Below are 15601 nucleotides of genomic sequence, written 5' to 3'. Positions count from 1 at the left end.
CCCATGAGCCTGATCGTGCAGAAGTTCGGTGGATCCTCCGTCGCGGACGCCGACGGCATCCGCCGCGTTGCACGGCGGATCGTCGAGACGCGCAACCGGGGCCACGACGTCGTCGTGGTGGTCTCCGCGATGGGCGACACCACGGACGAGCTCCTGGACCTCGCCCACGAGGTCACCCGCAAGCCCCCGGCCCGTGAGCTCGACATGCTGCTCACCGCCGGTGAGCGCATCTCCATGGCGCTGCTGGCCATGGCGGTGTCCGGGATGGGCGCTCCCGCCCAGTCCTTCACCGGGTCGCAGGCGGGGATGGTCACCGACGGCGCGCACGGCGCGGCCCTGCTCGTGGAGGTCAACCCGCAGCGCGTGCGCGAGTCCCTGGACGAGGGCAACATCGCGATCATCGCCGGGTTCCAGGGCGTGCACCGCCAGACCAAGGACATCACCACCCTGGGCCGCGGCGGCTCGGACACCACCGCCGTGGCCTTGGCCGCCGCCCTGGACGCCGACGTTTGCGAGATCTACTCCGACGTCGACGGCGTGTTCACCGCCGACCCCCGCATCGCGCCCATGGCGCGCAAGCTGGACGTGGTCAGCAGCGAGGAGATGCTCGAGCTCGCCGCGAACGGTGCGAAGATCCTGCACCTGCGCTGCGTCGAGTACGCCCGCCGCTTCGGCGTGAAGCTGCACGTCCGCTCGTCCTTCAGCCACAACGAGGGCACCTGGGTCGTCCCGGGCCCCGAAGACGCCGTCACCTCCCCGAAGGAGATCCCGTTGGAACAGCCGCTCATCGCCGGCATCGCCCACGACCGCACGCAGGCGAAGGTCACCGTCGTCGGAGTCCCCGACCGGCCCGGCATCGCCGCCCGGATCTTCCGGCTGCTGGCCGAGGCGAAGGTCAACGTGGACATGATCGTCCAGAACATCTCCACCGGCGACGACCCCCTGACGGACCTCTCCTTCACGGTGGACGAGTCCCAGGGGGACCTCGCCATGAGCCTGCTGCGCGCCGCCGAGGAGAAGATCGGCTACGCGGGCCTGGAGTACGACGACGAGGTCGGCAAGCTCTCCCTCGTGGGCGCGGGCATGAAGTCCAACCCCGGGGTGACCTTCACGTTCTTCGAGGCGCTCGCGGCCGCGAACATCAACATCGACATGATCTCGACCTCGGAGGTGCGCATCTCGGTGGTCACGGCCGCCGACCGCCTCGACGAGGCCGTGCGCGTGGTGCACAGCGCCTTCGGCCTCGACTCCGACGACGAGGCCACGGTGTACGCGGGGACGGGCCGCTGACCCTGCTCCCGCGCTCCACCGGCCCGTCGACGACGGGGCGGGTCCTGTGACCCGCCCCGTCGTCGTCCTGTCCCGCGAGGAGTGGGCGCCGCCGGCGCACGACCACGAACGGCGCGCGGCGCGCTTCGCGGACCCGTTCGTGGCCCGCCGCCACCGCGGGCAGAAGCACCCGGTCGAGGACTTCCTGTTCACCTACTACACGCTCAAGCCGGCGCAGCTGAAGCGCTGGCACCCCGGGGCGGGCACCGTGCTGCTGGACGCCGCCGACCGGGTCCGGGAGAAGTTCTACCGCGCACTCACCGGCGCCGAGCTCACGGCCCTCGGCCTCACCGACCGGGACGGGGCCGTGACCGTCGACGACGACGCCTTCCGGGACCGGCGGGCGCCCGCGATCGACTTCGCCCGGGCGGTGCTGGGCGCGCACGCGGTCAATCCGGGCTTCTTCGGCTGCTTCGGCCTCCACGAGTGGGCGATGGCCTACCGCGCGGAGGACAACGGCCTCCGCCACGAGCAGCTCGAGCTGCGGCTCGGGGCGGGGGGCACGGACGCCGTGGTGGAGTCCGCCAGGATCCGGTGCACCCACTTCGACGCGTTCCGGTTCTTCCAGCCGCAGGCCGTGCCGCTCAACGAGCTGCAGCCCACCCGGGAGTCCCAGCGCCGGATGGAGCAGCCGGGCTGCCTGCACGCCACCATGGACCTCTACAAGTGGGCGTACAAGCTCGTCCCGGGGATCCCCTCCGAGCTGCTGATGGACTGCTTCGAGCTGGCGTGGGACGTGCGGGAGACGGACATGCAGGCCGCGCCCTACGACCTCGCCGGCTGGGGCTACGAGCCCGTGCGGATCGAAACCCCGGAGGGCAAGGCCGAGTACGTGCGCCGGCAGCGGGAGTTCGCCCGCCGCGCGGAGCCGCTGCGCCGCCGGCTCGGCGCGGCGCTCGACGTCCTCGACCCGGCCCGCGCCACCGACGGGGCCGCCGCGTGAGCGCCTCCGGGGAGTCCGCCGGCGGCTGGGAGCGGATCGTGGCGGTCTCCGCGGTGCCGGCTCCGCTCGACTTCGTGACGGCTCCGTCCAGCACGGGACCGGTGCTCGTCACCCGTGACGCAGGAGGCGCCCTGCACGTGCTGCGCAACACCTGCACGCACCAGCAGGCCACCGTGTGCCGGGAGGCCGCCGGGCGCGCCGAGACGTTCGAGTGCCCCAACCACTTCTGGGTCTTCGCCGCCGACGGGCGGTTCGTGGGTTCCCGCCTGGCTCTCGCCGCCGGCCGGGAGGCACCGCCGGATCCCGCCAAGGACCTCCCCGCGGCGGCGGTCGACGTGGTCGACGGCTGGGTCGTGGCCCGCTTCGGCTGAGCCGTCACGGCCGGTCGACGAGGAGCATTCTGCGGAGGAAGCGCGTCCGAACGGAGTACACGTGCTCGGAGTTCTCCCCGGCCGGTGCGCTGACGTGCTCCGCCCACAGGACCGGTTGCCAGGAGCCGTCCTGGGGCGCGGTGGGGACGGCCCGGTTCTCCCACCCGGTACCGGACCGGCCCCCGAACTCGACGAACCAGCGGAACGCCGTGAGCGGGGTGAGTGCCGAGGGAACGGAGACCTGGTCGGCCGAGACCACGGGCAGGTGCCGCGCCGTTCCGTCATCCTCCGGTCCCCTCCGCCGGGCCTGCGCGGGTTCCGCCCGATTCCTCGGCCGGCGCCGCGTCGTCACTCGGCACGCCGCGAACCGCCAGCCAGGACTGGAGGTCCGCCAGCCGGATCCGGCGGTGCGTTCCCCGGTACTGGACGGGGATGACGCCCCGACTGGTGAGGTTGCGCAGGTAGGTGTGCGAGATCCCGGCGAGCGCGGCCGCCTGAGAGGTGCTCAGCAGCTCGTCCGCGGACGTGACCGTGACGGTCTCCCCGCGGGCCATCCGGGAGAGGAGGTCCACGACGGCGTCACGCGCGGGCCCGGGCAGACGCAGGGCGGTGCCGTCCACGAAGACGGTGACGTCGTGGGAGGCGAGGGCCTCGGCGAGTCGCTCGGCGTCCGGGCCGCTGAGTCCGGGGGTGGTCGTGGGCGGGTGCTGGGTCATGGCCCCATTGTTCCAGCACGGCGTTCCGCACCGCGGCCCGGGCTCCGGGACCCGGGGTCACGACCTTCCGGTGGGGCAGACAACGGGCGGTACGGCTCCTCCCCTGGCAGGGCCGGAACGATCAGTGAACTGACGGACCATGTCCGCCGGACAGGAGGACCGACATGACCACGGTGCGGGAGATCATGACGCCGGGCGCGGAGTGCGTCGGCGAGCACGAGACGCTCGAGGTCGCGGCCCGGACGATGAAGGATCCGACGTCGGCGCGCCTCCGATCTGCGGGGAGCACGAGCGGCTGGCGGGCGTGGTCACGGACCGCGACATCGTCGTGCGGTGCCTCGAGATCAGCACCGATCCGCGACAGGTCAGGGCAGGTCAGCTCACCGAGGGCAAACCCGTCACGGTCGGTGCGGACGACAGCGTGGAGGAGGCCGTCCGGACGATGACCGACCACCAGGTGCGCCGCCTGCCCGTGATCGACGGGCACGACCTCGTCGGGATGGTGAGCCAGGCGGACATCGCCCGGAGCATGCCCGAGAACCACGTGGGCGAGCTCGTGGAGCTCATCTCGTTCGACAAGTTCTGACCGGGCAGGACCGAGCAGGAGGGAACGAACATGGCTGTCTGCGACACCTGCGGCAACGACTGCGACAAGGCCTTCACGATCACCCAGGGGGACCGGACGGGCACCTTCGACAGCTTCGAGTGCGCGGCGCACGCCATGGCGCCCACGTGCGCGCACTGCGGCTGCCGGATCCTGGGCCACGGCGTGGAGGCCGGCGGGGCCGTCTACTGCCGCGCCCACTGCGCGCAGCACTCCGGAGTGGAGGGTCTCACCGACCGCGTGTAGGGCCCGATCGCGCCCGGGGTGATCGGCCCCGCCACCCCGGGCGCCGGACTCACAGGATCGGCTTGCCCCCGGTCACGGCGATCCTCGCCCCGGAGACATAGCTGCCGTCGTCCGAGGCCAGCAGCACGTACACGGGCGCGAGCTCGGCGGGCTGACCGGCACGACCCAGCGGGACGTCGTCCCCGAAGACCCCGACCTTCTCCGCGGGCATGGTGGCGGGGATCAGCGGCGTCCAGATCGGGCCCGGCGCCACGCTGTTGACCCGGATGCCCTTCTCGCCCAGCATCTGGGCGAGCCCGGCGGAGAAGTTCGCGATCGCCGCCTTCGTGGCCGCGTAGGGCGCCAGCTGCGGGGACGGCTGGTCGGACTGCACGGAGGAGCTGCCGATGATCGAGGACCCGGGGGCCATGTGCGGCACCGCGGCCTTGGTCAGGTGGAACATGGCGCCCACGTTGAGCCGGAACGTGTAGTCCCACTCCTCGTCGCTGATCTCGTCGAGGCTCTCGTGGCTCATCTGGTAGGCGGCGTTGGAGACGAGCACGTCGATCCGGCCGAACTCCTGCACGGCCCTCTCGACGACGGCCCGGCAGTGGGCCGGGTCCGAGAGGTCCCCGCGGACCAGGACGGCGCGGCGCCCGGCCTCCTCGATCCAGCGGGCGGTGTCCTGCGCGTCGTCGTCCTCCTCGAGGTAGGCGATCAGGACGTCGGCGCCCTCCCGGGCGTAGGCGATCGCGGCGGCACGGCCGATGCCGCTGTCCCCGCCGGTCACGATCGCCGCCTTCCCCTCGAGCTTGCCCGAACCGCGGTAGCTGTGCTCGCCGCAGTCCGGGACGGGGGTCATCGCGGCCTGGACGCCGGGAACCTCCTGCTGCTGCTCTGGCTGGCTCATGGCGTGGTCCTTCCGTGGTCTGGGGTCCGGACGGTGCGCGCGATGCTCACCCGGCTCATTCGATGATCAGCACACTGTTCACTTTAGGTGCTGGGGGCGGGGTTGTCGTGCCCCTCCCCCTGCCCCCAGCCGAGGACGGCGAGCCAGAGCAGCACCCCGGCCAGGCCCATCGTCCCGGGAACGAGCACGGGAGACGGCCCGACGGCCCCGCTCGTCGCCGCCCACAGTTGGGCCGCGCCCGGCATCGACTCCCACGCGTCGGCGTACCGCGGGTCCACCGGCCCGGCCCGCAGGTTCGCCAGGACGTGCTCGTAGACCCCGTAGGCGCTGCCGAGCACGGAGACGACCGCGGCGACCCGCACGGTGCGGGCCGTCCAGGTGCTGCGCTGCACGAGCCACGCCACGGCGCCGGCCAGCAGCACGGCCAGCACCGCCCACGGGACCAGCTGGGCGGGGCCCTGCCAGTGCCGCAGCATCGCCAGTTCGGTCAGCGCGCCGAGAACGGTGCCGATCCCCACCAGCGTCAGGACCCGGCGGTAGATCGAGACCAGCCGTGCGTCGTGGGGGGCGGCGCCGGCGTTGCGGGACATGCTGCTCATGCTCCCCATGGGACCACGGCCCCCCCCCGGGACGGGCCTGCATGTGGCCTGGGACGTCCCCGGCCGGCCGAAGTCACCACTTCTGCCCGAGACCCGGAGACCCATGCCCCGGTCTCGGACAGAAGCGGTGAGTTCGGTGTGGTGCGGGTGCGACATGCCACCACGGGTGGTGAGCCCCCGCACACCGCTGCGGACCGCTCTGGCGCGGCACGGGCGGTGGGCCCGAACCGATAGAATGGCTGACGTTCGCCGGATCCCGGCCCGCTGCTCGACCCTCAGGAGTTCCCCGATGGCCCGCATTGTTGTCGACGTCATGCCCAAGCCCGAGATCCTTGACCCGCAGGGCAAGGCGATCGCCAACGAACTGCCCCGCATCGGCCTGGACGGCTTCGCCGGTGTCCGGCAGGGCAAGCGCTTCGAGCTGACCGTCGACGGCGAGGCCACCGAGGACGCGCTGGCCCAGGCCCGCGAGGCCGCCGAGAAGCTGCTCTCCAACCCCGTCATCGAGGACGTCGTGCGCGTGGCCGTCCTCGACGAGGCCGAGGAGAACTGAGCATGCCCGGTCTCGAGACCCCTCTGATCGCGGACCTCTCCGGCCGCGCGCCGGACGCCGAGCTCGCCGGCGCGCGTGTCGGCGTCGTGACCTTCCCCGGCACCCTCGACGACCGCGACGCCGCGCGGGCCGTCGTGCTCGCCGGCGGCACCCCGGTCCCCCTCTGGTACGCCGACGAGGACCTGCAGGACGTCGACGCCGTGATCCTGCCCGGCGGCTTCTCCTACGGCGACTACCTGCGCGCTGGGGCCATCGCCCGGTTCGCCCCGATCATGGACCGGATCATCGAGGGCGCGAACGCCGCGGGCACCTCGGGGTCCGCCCCGCTGCCGGTCCTCGGCATCTGCAACGGCTTTCAGATGCTCACCGAGTCGCACCTGCTGCCGGGCTCGATGATCAAGAACGAGCGACTGAAGTTCCTGTGCCGGGACCAGCGCCTGCGCGTGGAGAACAGTACGACCGTGTGGACCACCGAGTTCGAGCAGGACCAGGAGATCGTGGTCCCGCTCAAGAACCAGGACGGCCAGTACGTGGCCGACGAGAGGACCCTCGACGCCCTCGAGTCCGAGGGCCGCGTGGTGTTCCGCTACGTCGGGGGCAATCCCAACGGATCCCGCCGGGACATCGCCGGGATCTGCAACGCCGGCGGCAACGTGGTGGGCCTCATGCCGCACCCGGAGCACGCGGTCGAACCGGGCTTCGGCGCGGACTCCTCGGCCTCCGGCGAGGTCGGCATGCGCGACGGCACGGACGGGCTGGGCCTGTTCGTCTCCGCCCTCAAGGCACTGGTCAAGTAAGGGACACCGAGCACTCCATGAGCGACAAGCACTTCAACCTGGACACCGTCGAGCACGCGACGGCCACCCCCGACACCGAGCTGCCCTGGGCCGAGCTGGGCCTCAAGGACAACGAGTTCGAGGAGATCAAGAAGATCCTCGGCCGCCGGCCCACCGCCGCGGAGCTCGCGATGTACTCGGTCATGTGGTCCGAGCACTGCTCCTACAAGTCCTCCAAGGTCCACCTGCGCCAGTTCGGCGAGAAGGTCACCGAGGAGATGAAGAAGGACCTGCTGGTGGGCATCGGCGAGAACGCCGGCGTCACCGACCTCGGGGACGGCTGGGCCGTGACCTTCAAGATCGAGTCCCACAACCACCCGTCCTACGTGGAGCCCTACCAGGGCGCCGCCACGGGCGTGGGCGGGATCGTGCGCGACATCATCTCGATGGGCGCCCGGCCCGTGGCCGTCATGGACCCGCTGCGCTTCGGGGCGATCGACCACCCGGACACCGCGCGCGTGGTCCACGGCGTGGTGTCGGGCGTCGGCGGCTACGGCAACTCGCTGGGCCTGCCCAACGTGGGCGGGGAGGTCGTCTTCGACTCCTGCTACCAGGGCAACCCGCTCGTGAACGCACTGGCCGTGGGCGTGATGCGCCACGAGGACATCCGCCTGGCCAACGCCTCCGGCGTGGGCAACAAGGTGGTGCTGTTCGGCGCCCGCACCGGCGGCGACGGCATCGGGGGCGCCTCCGTGCTCGCCTCGGAGTCCTTCGACGACGCCAAGCCGTCCAAGCGGCCGGCCGTGCAGGTGGGCGACCCGTTCGCCGAGAAGGTGCTCATCGAGTGCTGCCTCGAGCTGTTCAAGGGCTCCCTCGTGGAGGGCATCCAGGACCTGGGTGCCGCGGGCATCTCGTGCGCCACCTCGGAGCTGGCCTCCAACGGCGAGGGCGGCATGCACGTGGACCTGACCCAGGTGCTCCTGCGCGACCCGACCCTGACCCCGGGCGAGATCCTCATGTCGGAGTCCCAGGAGCGCATGATGGCGGTCGTGACCCCCGAGAAGGTCGCCGCCTTCGAGTCCGTGATGGACAAGTGGGACGTCGAGCACTCCTGGATCGGCGAGGTCACCGGCACCGGCCGGCTCGTGATCGAGTGGGACGACGAGGTCATCGTCGACGTCGACCCCCGCACGGTCGCCCACGAGGGTCCTGTCTACGACCGGCCCTACACCCGTCCTGCGGACCAGGACCGGCTCCAGGCGGACCGCTTCGCCGGCTCCCCGGCCGATGCCGGGCGGCCCTCCGGCGCGGAGCTGAAGACCGCCGTCCTCGAGCTCATGGCCTCCCCGAACCTGTGCGCCAAGGACTGGGTTACCGACCAGTACGACCGCTACGTGCAGGGCAACACCGCCATGGCCATGCCCGACGACGCCGGGGTGGTGCGCGTGGACGAGGAGACGGGCCTCGGCGTGGCCCTGTCCACCGACTGCAACGGCCGCTACGCCTACCTGGACCCGTACGCCGGGGCGCAGCTGGCCCTGGCCGAGGCCTACCGCAACGTCGCGACCTCCGGCGCCCGCCCCGCCGCCGTCTCCGACTGCCTGAACTTCGGCTCCCCCGAGGACCCGGAGACCATGTGGCAGTTCGCCGAGGCCGTGCGCGGGCTGGCCGACGGCTGCCAGCAGCTGGGGGTGCCCGTGACGGGCGGCAACGTGTCCCTCTACAACCAGACCGGCGGCGTGGCCATCCACCCGACGCCCGTGGTGGCGATGCTGGGCGTGCTCGACGACGTCCGGCGGCGCACGCCGTCGGGCTGGCGCGAGGACGGCCAGGCGATCTACCTGCTCGGGACCACCCGGGACGAGCTGGACGGCTCCGAGTGGGCGAACCTGCGCGGGCACCTCGGCGGGCTCCCGCCGGCCGTGGACCTCGCCCAGGAGAAGCTGCTCGGCGACCTGCTGATCAACATGTCCCGCGACGGCATGATCGACGCCGCGCACGACGTCGCCGAGGGCGGGCTCGCGGCGACCCTCGCCGAGATGGCGCTGCGCTTCGACACCGGTGCCCGCATCGGGCTGGGCGAGGTGTGCGAGCGGGACGGCGTGGACCTGTTCACCATGCTCTTCTCCGAGACCCAGGGCCGGGCCGTGGTGGCCGTGCCGCGCAGCGAGGAAGTACGGTTCAAGGACATGTGCACCATGCGCGCCTATCCGCACACGCGGATCGGCGTGGTGGACACCGAGAACCGCGCGCTGGACGTGCAGAGCGAGTTCGGCATCGGCCTGGACGAGCTCCGCACGGCGCACGAGGGCACGCTGCCGAAGTACTTCGGCTGATCCGCCGGGGGCGGGTCCCCGCCGCCCCGTCCCCGGACCCCTCCATCCACCGTCGGCACCCGCGCCCGCAGAAAGCAGCACCAGCATGACCGAGGACCTCGAGGCCCAGCGCCCCGCACCCGTCCTGGAGACGGAACGACTCCTGCTGCGCCCCTTCACCGCCGAGGAGCTCGACGACGTGGCGGCCGGCGAGCACGCGGCCCACTTCGCGCACGGCTTCCCGACCGCCGAGGACATGGACTTCGCCCGTGAGTCCCTCATGGCCGGGGGCTACTTCTTCACGGAGTCCGTGTACGCGCGGATGGCCATCGTGGAGAAGTCGACCGGGGAGATCGTCGGGACGGCCGGCTTCGTGGGCCCCCCGATCGACGACGAGCTCGAGGTCGTGGGGTCCCTCGCCGCGGACCGCCGGAACCTGGGCTACGCGCAGGAGGGCATGACCGCGCTGCTCGGCGTCGCGTTCGCGGACCCCACGGTCACGGGGGTGCGCGCCAGCGTGCCCGGGGGCAACGCCCCGGCCGAGCAGGTCCTCCTCGCCGCCGGCTTCGTCCGCCGCGAGACCCCCGGCCCGGAGACCGACTACGTGCTGCCGCGCCCCGCGTAGAGCGCGCGGCCTCGGAACCTAGACTGGCGAGGTGATCCCGGCCCTGTTCCCCTTCAGCGGCGTCCCCGCACATCTCCTCCCGGAGGCCGCGACGCTCGTGGTGCTGGTGCTCGGTCTCCTCATCAACTTCGTGGCCCTGGGCTGGATCCCCCACAACCGGCGGCCCTCCGTGGCCCTGGCCTGGTTGCTCGCGATCTTCCTGCTGCCGTACCTGGGGATCCTGCTGTTCCTGGCGATCGGCTCCGCCAAGCTCCCGAAGAAGCGGATGGCCATGCAGGCGAAGATGAACGACGTCATCCGCGAGAACACCCCGGACTTCCCCATCATGGGCAACACGGACGAGCAGCTGCCCGAGTGGGTCAGCTCCACCGCGGCCCTGAACTACAAGCTCGGCGCCCTGCCCATGGTCGGCGGCAACTCCTTCGAGATCCTCACCGACAACCACGAGGCCATGCGGATCATGGCGGACGCGGTGGACCGGGCGCAGGACTACGTGCACTTCGAGTTCTACATCGTGGCCATCGACGACGCCTCGCGCCCCCTGCTGGAGTCCCTGGTGCGCGCCCACCGGCGGGGGGTGCGGGTGCGCGTGCTCATCGACCACCTCGGCTCCGTGGGCTACCCGGGGTACCGGCAGATGATCAAGCGCTTCGACCAGGCCGGGCTGCCGTGGCAGCGCATGCTGCCCGTCCGCCCGTGGAAGGGCGAGTGGCAGCGGCCCGACCTGCGCAACCACCGAAAGATCCTGGTGGTCGACGGGACCCTCGCCTGGACCGGTTCGCAGAACATCATCCACCGCTCCTACAACAAGCGCAGGAACCGCCGGAAGGGACTCGAGTGGAAGGACCTGATGCTCGAGTGCACCGGGCCCGTGGTCGCCGAGCTCAACGCCCTGTTCACCAGTGACTGGTACTCCGAGACCGGCGACCTCCTGCTCGACGAGGCCGCCCGCGACCTCCCGGACACCCAGGGACCGGTCTTCGCCCAGGTCGTGCCCTCCGGCCCCGGGTTCGAGACGGAGAACAACCTGCGCCTGTTCAACCACCTGATCTACAACGCCAACGAGCAGATCGTCATCGCCAGCCCGTACTTCGTCCCGGACGAGTCGCTGATGCACGCCCTGACCACCGAGGCGCAGTCCGGGGTGGACGTGCAGCTGTTCGTGGGCGAGACCTCGGACCACTTCCTGGCCTACCACGCACAGAACTCCTACTACCAGGAGCTCGTCGAGGCCGGTGTGAAGATCTACCGGTACCGCGCCCCCACCGTGCTGCACGCCAAGTTCGTGCTCGTGGACGACTACGTCTCCGTGATCGGCTCCTCCAACATGGACGAGCGCTCGTTCGCCCTGGACCTCGAGGTCTCGGTGCTCATCGCGGACCGGGACTTCAGGCGGCGGATGGACGCGGTGGTCGCCGAGTTCCACGAGGCCAGCACGCTGCTGGACTTCGACGCGTGGAACCGGCGGCCGCTGTGGCACAAGTACGCCGACAACGTGGCACGGCTGACCTCGGCCCTGCTCTGAGCCGATCGGCCTGCCCTCAGATCTCCAGGACGCCGCGCACGATCGAGTCCCCCGAGTGCGTCGGGTCGCCGTCGATCGGCTCGTTCGAGACGTCCACGACCGGGAACTGCCCGACGTCCAGGTTCTCGGGCAGCACGAACACGCCCTCGTCCCCGGCCATCACTCCGATGCTGACCATCCGCTGCGCGTCGGGGGCGAGCAGCCAGACCTCCTTGAACCCGTCCACGTCGGCGGGATCGGTCCGCACCACCAGCTGGCGGGACCCGTCCGGGCGCTCGTCCACCTCGGCCGAGCCGCGGGCGGTGTAGCCGGCCAGGGGCTCCAGCTCGGCGGTGGCCAGCACCGTGGGCTCCGGCTCCAGGCCCAGCCGCTGCGCGCCCCAGACCGAGACGCCGCCCACGATCAGCGCCGCGGCGGCCGCAGCGGCGGCCAGCGGATACGGCACCCCGCGCCGGGGCTTCCGCCGGCGGGCATCGAGGTCGACGACGGTCGCCCCGCCGCGCCCTGCGCCGTCGTCGGCCGCAGCGCTGTCCGCAGGACCCGTGGCACGGCCGGCGGCGTCGTCGGTGGGATCCTCGGTGGCGCCGTCCGGAACGTGGCCGCGGGCGCCGGCGAGCGGGTCCGCCGCGACCCCGTCGGAGAGGCCCAGCTCGGCGTGGATCGCCGCCCAGACCCCGGGGCCGGGAGCTGTCAGGGCGGGCGCCTCGGCCCGGCCGGCGCGCACCACGCGCTGCAGGGACGCGAGCTCGGCCGCGCAGTCCGGGCAGGCGGCGACGTGCTCCCGGCTCCGGGGGTCTCCGGCCTCACCCAGAGCCAGGAGCGTCAGCGTCTCCTCACTCAGGTGTGCCATGACCGTCTCCCAATCGTGTCCGTAGGTTCGTGAGGCCGCGCCTCAGGTGGCTCTTGACCGTGCCGAGCGGCAGGTCCAGGTGCTGTGCGATCTGCTGGTGCGTGAGCTCCTCGTAGAAGGCCAGCGCCATGATCGTCGACCGGGGCGGCCCGAGCCGCTCGACCTCCGCCCGCACCACGAGCCGGTCCACCAGCAGGTCCGACTCCTCGTGCCGCGGCTCCCGGTCCGTGCGCACGGCGTCCGCCTGCCGTCGCTCCGCCTCTCGGCCGGCGGTCCTCGTGGCGTCGGCGATGCAGTTGCGGGCGATGCCGATCAGCCAGGCGGGGGCCGAGGAGTGCTCGGGCCGGTAGCCGGACCGGTACTTCCACGCCCGGATGAAGACCTCCTGCACCACGTCGTCCGCCGCCGCGTCGTCGCGCAGGGCCCGGACGGCGAGACCCCGGATGACCCCGGCGCAGTGCCGGTACGCGGCACTCAGCGCCTGCTCGTCCCCCGCGGCGAACGCGGTGTCGAGCTCGGGTCCCCATTCCGGGGGCGGCGTCGGCATCGTGGAAGGGCTCCTCGTGGGCCAGAGGTCGTGGTGGCGGCCGGCCGGGCGGTGCCCGGGCGTGCGAGTCGTGCCCAGCCTAGTGGACACCGGCCATGCGGTCATGCGCTCCTCGTCCCCTCTGCCGCTCAGGGCACCGGGACGGCCCTCAGCACCACGTTGTCCTCGTAGTCGCCGATCTCCTCGAGCCACTCCCCGCCGCACGTCACGAGGTGGAGCACCGGCTCGCCGGTCCGGCGGAACAGGTCCGCCTCCGCGAGGGACTTCTTGTGCACGTGCTGGACGGACTCGGTGCGGTAGCGCTGGACGCTGCCGTCCGCCCGCTCCACCCGGACCTCCGCCCCGACCGGCACGTCCTTCAGCCGCGCCATCGGCGTGACCTCGGTGAGGGTGTCGACGTGGCCGGCGACGACCGCGGCGCCCTCGCCCGCCCCGGGGGACGGACCGTACCGGTACCAGCCCAGCTCCACGTGGTTGTCCGGGATGGTCATGGCCCCGTTGTCCTCGACCCCCACCGGGACCACCGGCATGTCGATCGGGGAGCCGTCCACGACCACCCGCACCGGGGCGGGGATCTTCTCGGCGGGCGCCTGGGTGGCGGGAGCGACCGGGATCTCCGCGGGTGCCGCGGCGGACTGCGCCGGGACTCCCGCGGAGACCGGACGGTCGAGGCCGGCGAGTGCCGGCACCGCGTCCTCGCCCTGGTACGGTCCCGCCGCCAGGGAGTTCGCGGGCGGCGTGCCCCCGCTCTCCGGAAGAGCGGTGACGGCCGCCGCCGCGAGCAGAGACACCGAGGCGACCGCCCCGGCACCCGCCGCCGCCAGACGACGACGACGGGTGCCGGGAGTTGTCGGTCCGGGCGCGCGGTGGGCCGCAGCCCGCCGCGCACCCGGACCGTGCCTGTCAGGACCGCTCACTACCGGCGGTTCCCCGCGAGCACCCGGCGGGCACCGTACGCCGCGCCGATCAGCCCGAGCGCACCGGCGGCCGCGAGGCCGGCGGTCAGCATCGTGCGCTGCTCCTGGGCCGCGAGGCCGGACTGGCCGCCCGGAACGGCCTCGGGCGCCTGCTCCATGCCCTCCAGGGTCTGGACGGCGAGGTCCAGGTTCCCGGCCTCGAGGGAGCCCCACGCGTACACGATGTTGTGGGTGCCCTCGGCGAGCTCGAGATCGGCGGGGCCGATGACCGGGTCGGTGGTGCCCGCGGCGGCCACGGACGCCGAGACCGTGCCGGCGTCGACCGGGAGGGTCTCCTCGTTCGGGTTCTCGAGCCCGGTGATGATCGCCTGGTCGCCCGCGAGGACGTCCACGGCCGGGGCCGCGGCCACGTGCCGGACGGTCAGGTGCGACTTCCCGGCCTCGATCTCGGACATGTCGTTGGTGAACAGGGCGGCCGTCGGGCTGCCCGCGGCGTCGAGGTGGGCCGCGGCCGTGTAGCTCATCCCGGTCTGCAGCTCCGCGGTGACGGGCCCGATGATCGGCTCCGAGGCGTCGGCGGCGTCGGGGGCCGTGATGGCCAGGTCGTAGCTGCCGGCGGGCAGCTCCAGCGGGCCGGCCAGGGTCCCCGGCGCGAAGTCGTCGAGGGTGAGCTCACCGTTGACGTAGACGTCCACGACGGTGTCGGGGACGCCGTGGAGCACGGAGAGCTCGGCGTGCTCGGCGGCGAACGCCGGGCTCATGCTGAGGGCACCGGCACCGAGGCCGAGGACTGCTGCGGCGGAAAGGGTCTTGCGCATGGTAACTGCTCCTTGAACGGGCTCCCTGGCGGAAGCGGAATCGACCTTGCACCCGTACTACTGCCGCGGACCCCTCCGCGGATGCAGCAGGTCACATTTTTTCGAGAAGTTCTTCCGGAGCCGTTCCGCACCACAATGAAGAGGGCGCCGCCGTGGCCCGCGCGGCCCGCGGGAGCCGCCGTCGGGGCTCCCGCCCGGGCACCCCTCGCATCTCCAGGAGGAACCGTGGACACCCACCGCTTCACCGGCAGGACCGCCGTCGTCACCGGGGCGGGCTCGGGCATCGGGCGCGCCACCGCGCTGCGGCTGGCCGGCGAGGGAGCCACGGTGGTGGTGGTCGACCTGTCGGCCCGCCGGCTGGAGGCCCTGGTGGCGGGCGCGCCGCGCCTGCCGCTGTTCCCCGTGCTCGCGGACCTCACGGACGAGGAGGCGGTGGGACGCGTGCTGGCGGCGACCGAGGGGCGGCTCGACGTGCTGGTCAACAACGCCGGGGTCATGGACCGCTTCGAGTCCGTCGCCGAGGTCGACGACGCGACGTGGGACCGGGTCTTCGCCGTGAACGTCGGCTCCGTCATGCGGCTGACCCGCGCGGCGATCCCGCTGCTGCGGGCCTCCGGACGGGGAGCGATCGTCAACGTGGCCTCCGAGGCGTCCCTGCGCGGCTCCGTCGCGGGCGCGGCCTACACCGCCTCCAAGCACGCGGTGGCCGGGCTGACGAAGAGCACCGCTCTCATGCACGCGGCGGACGGCATCCGCACCAACGCGGTCGCCCCCGGCGCCACGGCCACGGGCATCGAGGCGCCCATGGTCTCCGACCTCTTTCCCGGGCGGATGGCGGGGTTCATGCAGAACGCCCCCTACACGGCCACGGCCGAGCAGGTCGCCGCCGTCATCGTCTTCCTCGCGAGCGACGACGCCTCCAACGTCAACGGCGTGATCATGCCCTCGGACGGCGGCTGGTCCGCGGTGTGACGCACC

19 protein-coding genes are annotated in these 15601 nt (G+C 72.4%); 11 read left to right on the top strand and 8 right to left on the bottom strand.

Going from position 1 to position 15601, the window contains the following annotated elements; translation table 11 throughout:
* Positions 1-3: 3 nt before the first annotated feature.
* The 3 genes from ACFYE3_RS01000 to ACFYE3_RS00990 are packed head-to-tail and all read left to right on the top strand — an operon-like array spanning position 4 to position 2643.
* The gene (locus ACFYE3_RS01000) at positions 4-1290 is read left to right on the top strand and encodes an aspartate kinase (protein ID WP_368830778.1); all 1287 of its coding nucleotides are present in this window, start codon (positions 4-6) and stop codon (positions 1288-1290) included.
* A gap of 46 nt (positions 1291-1336) precedes the next feature.
* Positions 1337-2272, top strand: a complete 936-nt coding sequence (locus ACFYE3_RS00995) for a 3-methyladenine DNA glycosylase (RefSeq protein WP_387605633.1) — start codon at positions 1337-1339, stop codon at positions 2270-2272.
* On the top strand, positions 2269-2643 hold the full coding sequence (locus tag ACFYE3_RS00990) for a Rieske 2Fe-2S domain-containing protein (protein ID WP_387605635.1): 375 nt from the start codon (positions 2269-2271) through the stop codon (positions 2641-2643). The genes ACFYE3_RS00995 and ACFYE3_RS00990 overlap by 4 nt, the downstream gene beginning before the upstream one ends.
* A gap of 4 nt (positions 2644-2647) precedes the next feature.
* On the opposite strand, the gene ACFYE3_RS00985 is transcribed toward ACFYE3_RS00990, so the two are convergent.
* Both ACFYE3_RS00985 and ACFYE3_RS00980 read right to left on the bottom strand, forming a co-directional pair.
* The gene (locus ACFYE3_RS00985; RefSeq protein WP_387605637.1) at positions 2648-2902 is read right to left on the bottom strand and encodes a hypothetical protein; all 255 of its coding nucleotides are present in this window, start codon (positions 2900-2902) and stop codon (positions 2648-2650) included.
* Positions 2903-2924: 22 nt separating this feature from the next.
* The gene (locus ACFYE3_RS00980; RefSeq protein ID WP_387605639.1) at positions 2925-3359 is read right to left on the bottom strand and encodes a helix-turn-helix domain-containing protein; all 435 of its coding nucleotides are present in this window, start codon (positions 3357-3359) and stop codon (positions 2925-2927) included.
* A 304-nt stretch (positions 3360-3663) separates the two neighbouring features.
* Here ACFYE3_RS00980 and ACFYE3_RS00975 point away from each other — a divergent pair, with 304 nt between their 5' ends.
* Both ACFYE3_RS00975 and ACFYE3_RS00970 read left to right on the top strand, forming a co-directional pair.
* Entirely contained in the window at positions 3664-3945 is a 282-nt protein-coding gene (locus ACFYE3_RS00975; protein WP_387605641.1) for a CBS domain-containing protein, read from the top strand.
* Positions 3946-3975: 30 nt separating this feature from the next.
* A complete protein-coding gene (locus tag ACFYE3_RS00970; RefSeq protein ID WP_387605643.1) occupies positions 3976-4209 on the top strand; it encodes a hypothetical protein in 234 nt (77 codons plus the stop codon).
* A 49-nt stretch (positions 4210-4258) separates the two neighbouring features.
* Here the strand turns inward: ACFYE3_RS00970 and ACFYE3_RS00965 are convergent, their stop codons facing one another.
* Positions 4259-5098 (bottom strand): SDR family oxidoreductase, encoded by an 840-nt coding sequence (locus ACFYE3_RS00965; protein WP_387605645.1) that lies wholly within the window; start codon positions 5096-5098, stop codon positions 4259-4261.
* A gap of 83 nt (positions 5099-5181) precedes the next feature.
* Positions 5182-5697: a hypothetical protein gene (locus tag ACFYE3_RS00960; RefSeq protein ID WP_387605646.1), complete on the bottom strand. Its 516-nt coding sequence runs from the start codon at positions 5695-5697 to the stop codon at positions 5182-5184.
* A gap of 289 nt (positions 5698-5986) precedes the next feature.
* Here ACFYE3_RS00960 and purS point away from each other — a divergent pair, with 289 nt between their 5' ends.
* The 5 genes from purS to cls all read left to right on the top strand — a co-directional run bounded on the left by purS (position 5987) and on the right by cls (position 11491).
* A complete protein-coding gene (purS, locus tag ACFYE3_RS00955) occupies positions 5987-6250 on the top strand; it encodes a phosphoribosylformylglycinamidine synthase subunit PurS (RefSeq protein WP_344124149.1) in 264 nt (87 codons plus the stop codon).
* A 2-nt stretch (positions 6251-6252) separates the two neighbouring features.
* Complete coding sequence (purQ, locus tag ACFYE3_RS00950) at positions 6253-7047, top strand: phosphoribosylformylglycinamidine synthase subunit PurQ (protein ID WP_387605648.1); 795 nt, start codon at positions 6253-6255, stop codon at positions 7045-7047.
* Positions 7048-7064: 17 nt separating this feature from the next.
* A complete protein-coding gene (gene purL / locus ACFYE3_RS00945) occupies positions 7065-9362 on the top strand; it encodes a phosphoribosylformylglycinamidine synthase subunit PurL (protein ID WP_387605650.1) in 2298 nt (765 codons plus the stop codon).
* A gap of 85 nt (positions 9363-9447) precedes the next feature.
* Entirely contained in the window at positions 9448-9966 is a 519-nt protein-coding gene (locus ACFYE3_RS00940) for a GNAT family N-acetyltransferase (RefSeq protein WP_387605652.1), read from the top strand.
* A gap of 31 nt (positions 9967-9997) precedes the next feature.
* Positions 9998-11491 carry a cardiolipin synthase gene (cls, locus tag ACFYE3_RS00935; protein WP_387605654.1) on the top strand — a complete coding sequence of 498 codons (1494 nt, stop codon included), beginning with the start codon at positions 9998-10000 and terminating at the stop codon, positions 11489-11491.
* A 16-nt stretch (positions 11492-11507) separates the two neighbouring features.
* On the opposite strand, the gene ACFYE3_RS00930 is transcribed toward cls, so the two are convergent.
* The 4 genes from ACFYE3_RS00930 to ACFYE3_RS00915 form a co-directional block, all read right to left on the bottom strand.
* Positions 11508-12341: an anti-sigma factor gene (locus ACFYE3_RS00930; protein WP_387605656.1), complete on the bottom strand. Its 834-nt coding sequence runs from the start codon at positions 12339-12341 to the stop codon at positions 11508-11510.
* The gene (locus ACFYE3_RS00925) at positions 12325-12888 is read right to left on the bottom strand and encodes an RNA polymerase sigma factor (RefSeq protein ID WP_387605658.1); all 564 of its coding nucleotides are present in this window, start codon (positions 12886-12888) and stop codon (positions 12325-12327) included. The genes ACFYE3_RS00930 and ACFYE3_RS00925 overlap by 17 nt, the downstream gene beginning before the upstream one ends.
* 128 nt (positions 12889-13016) lie before the next feature.
* The gene (locus ACFYE3_RS00920) at positions 13017-13679 is read right to left on the bottom strand and encodes a class F sortase (protein WP_387605660.1); all 663 of its coding nucleotides are present in this window, start codon (positions 13677-13679) and stop codon (positions 13017-13019) included.
* 125 nt (positions 13680-13804) lie between these two features.
* Positions 13805-14623, bottom strand: coding sequence for a DUF4397 domain-containing protein (locus ACFYE3_RS00915; protein WP_387605663.1), 819 nt, complete (start codon positions 14621-14623; stop codon positions 13805-13807).
* 225 nt (positions 14624-14848) lie between these two features.
* On the opposite strand from ACFYE3_RS00915, the gene ACFYE3_RS00910 reads away from it, so the two are divergent.
* Positions 14849-15595: an SDR family NAD(P)-dependent oxidoreductase gene (locus ACFYE3_RS00910; RefSeq protein ID WP_387605665.1), complete on the top strand. Its 747-nt coding sequence runs from the start codon at positions 14849-14851 to the stop codon at positions 15593-15595.
* The last annotated feature ends 6 nt before the right edge of the window (positions 15596-15601 follow it).

This window comes from Kocuria arenosa (assembly GCF_042879215.1).
GTDB lineage: Bacteria > Actinomycetota > Actinomycetes > Actinomycetales > Micrococcaceae > Kocuria > Kocuria arenosa.
This window is presented reverse-complemented; position numbering and strand designations above follow the sequence as displayed.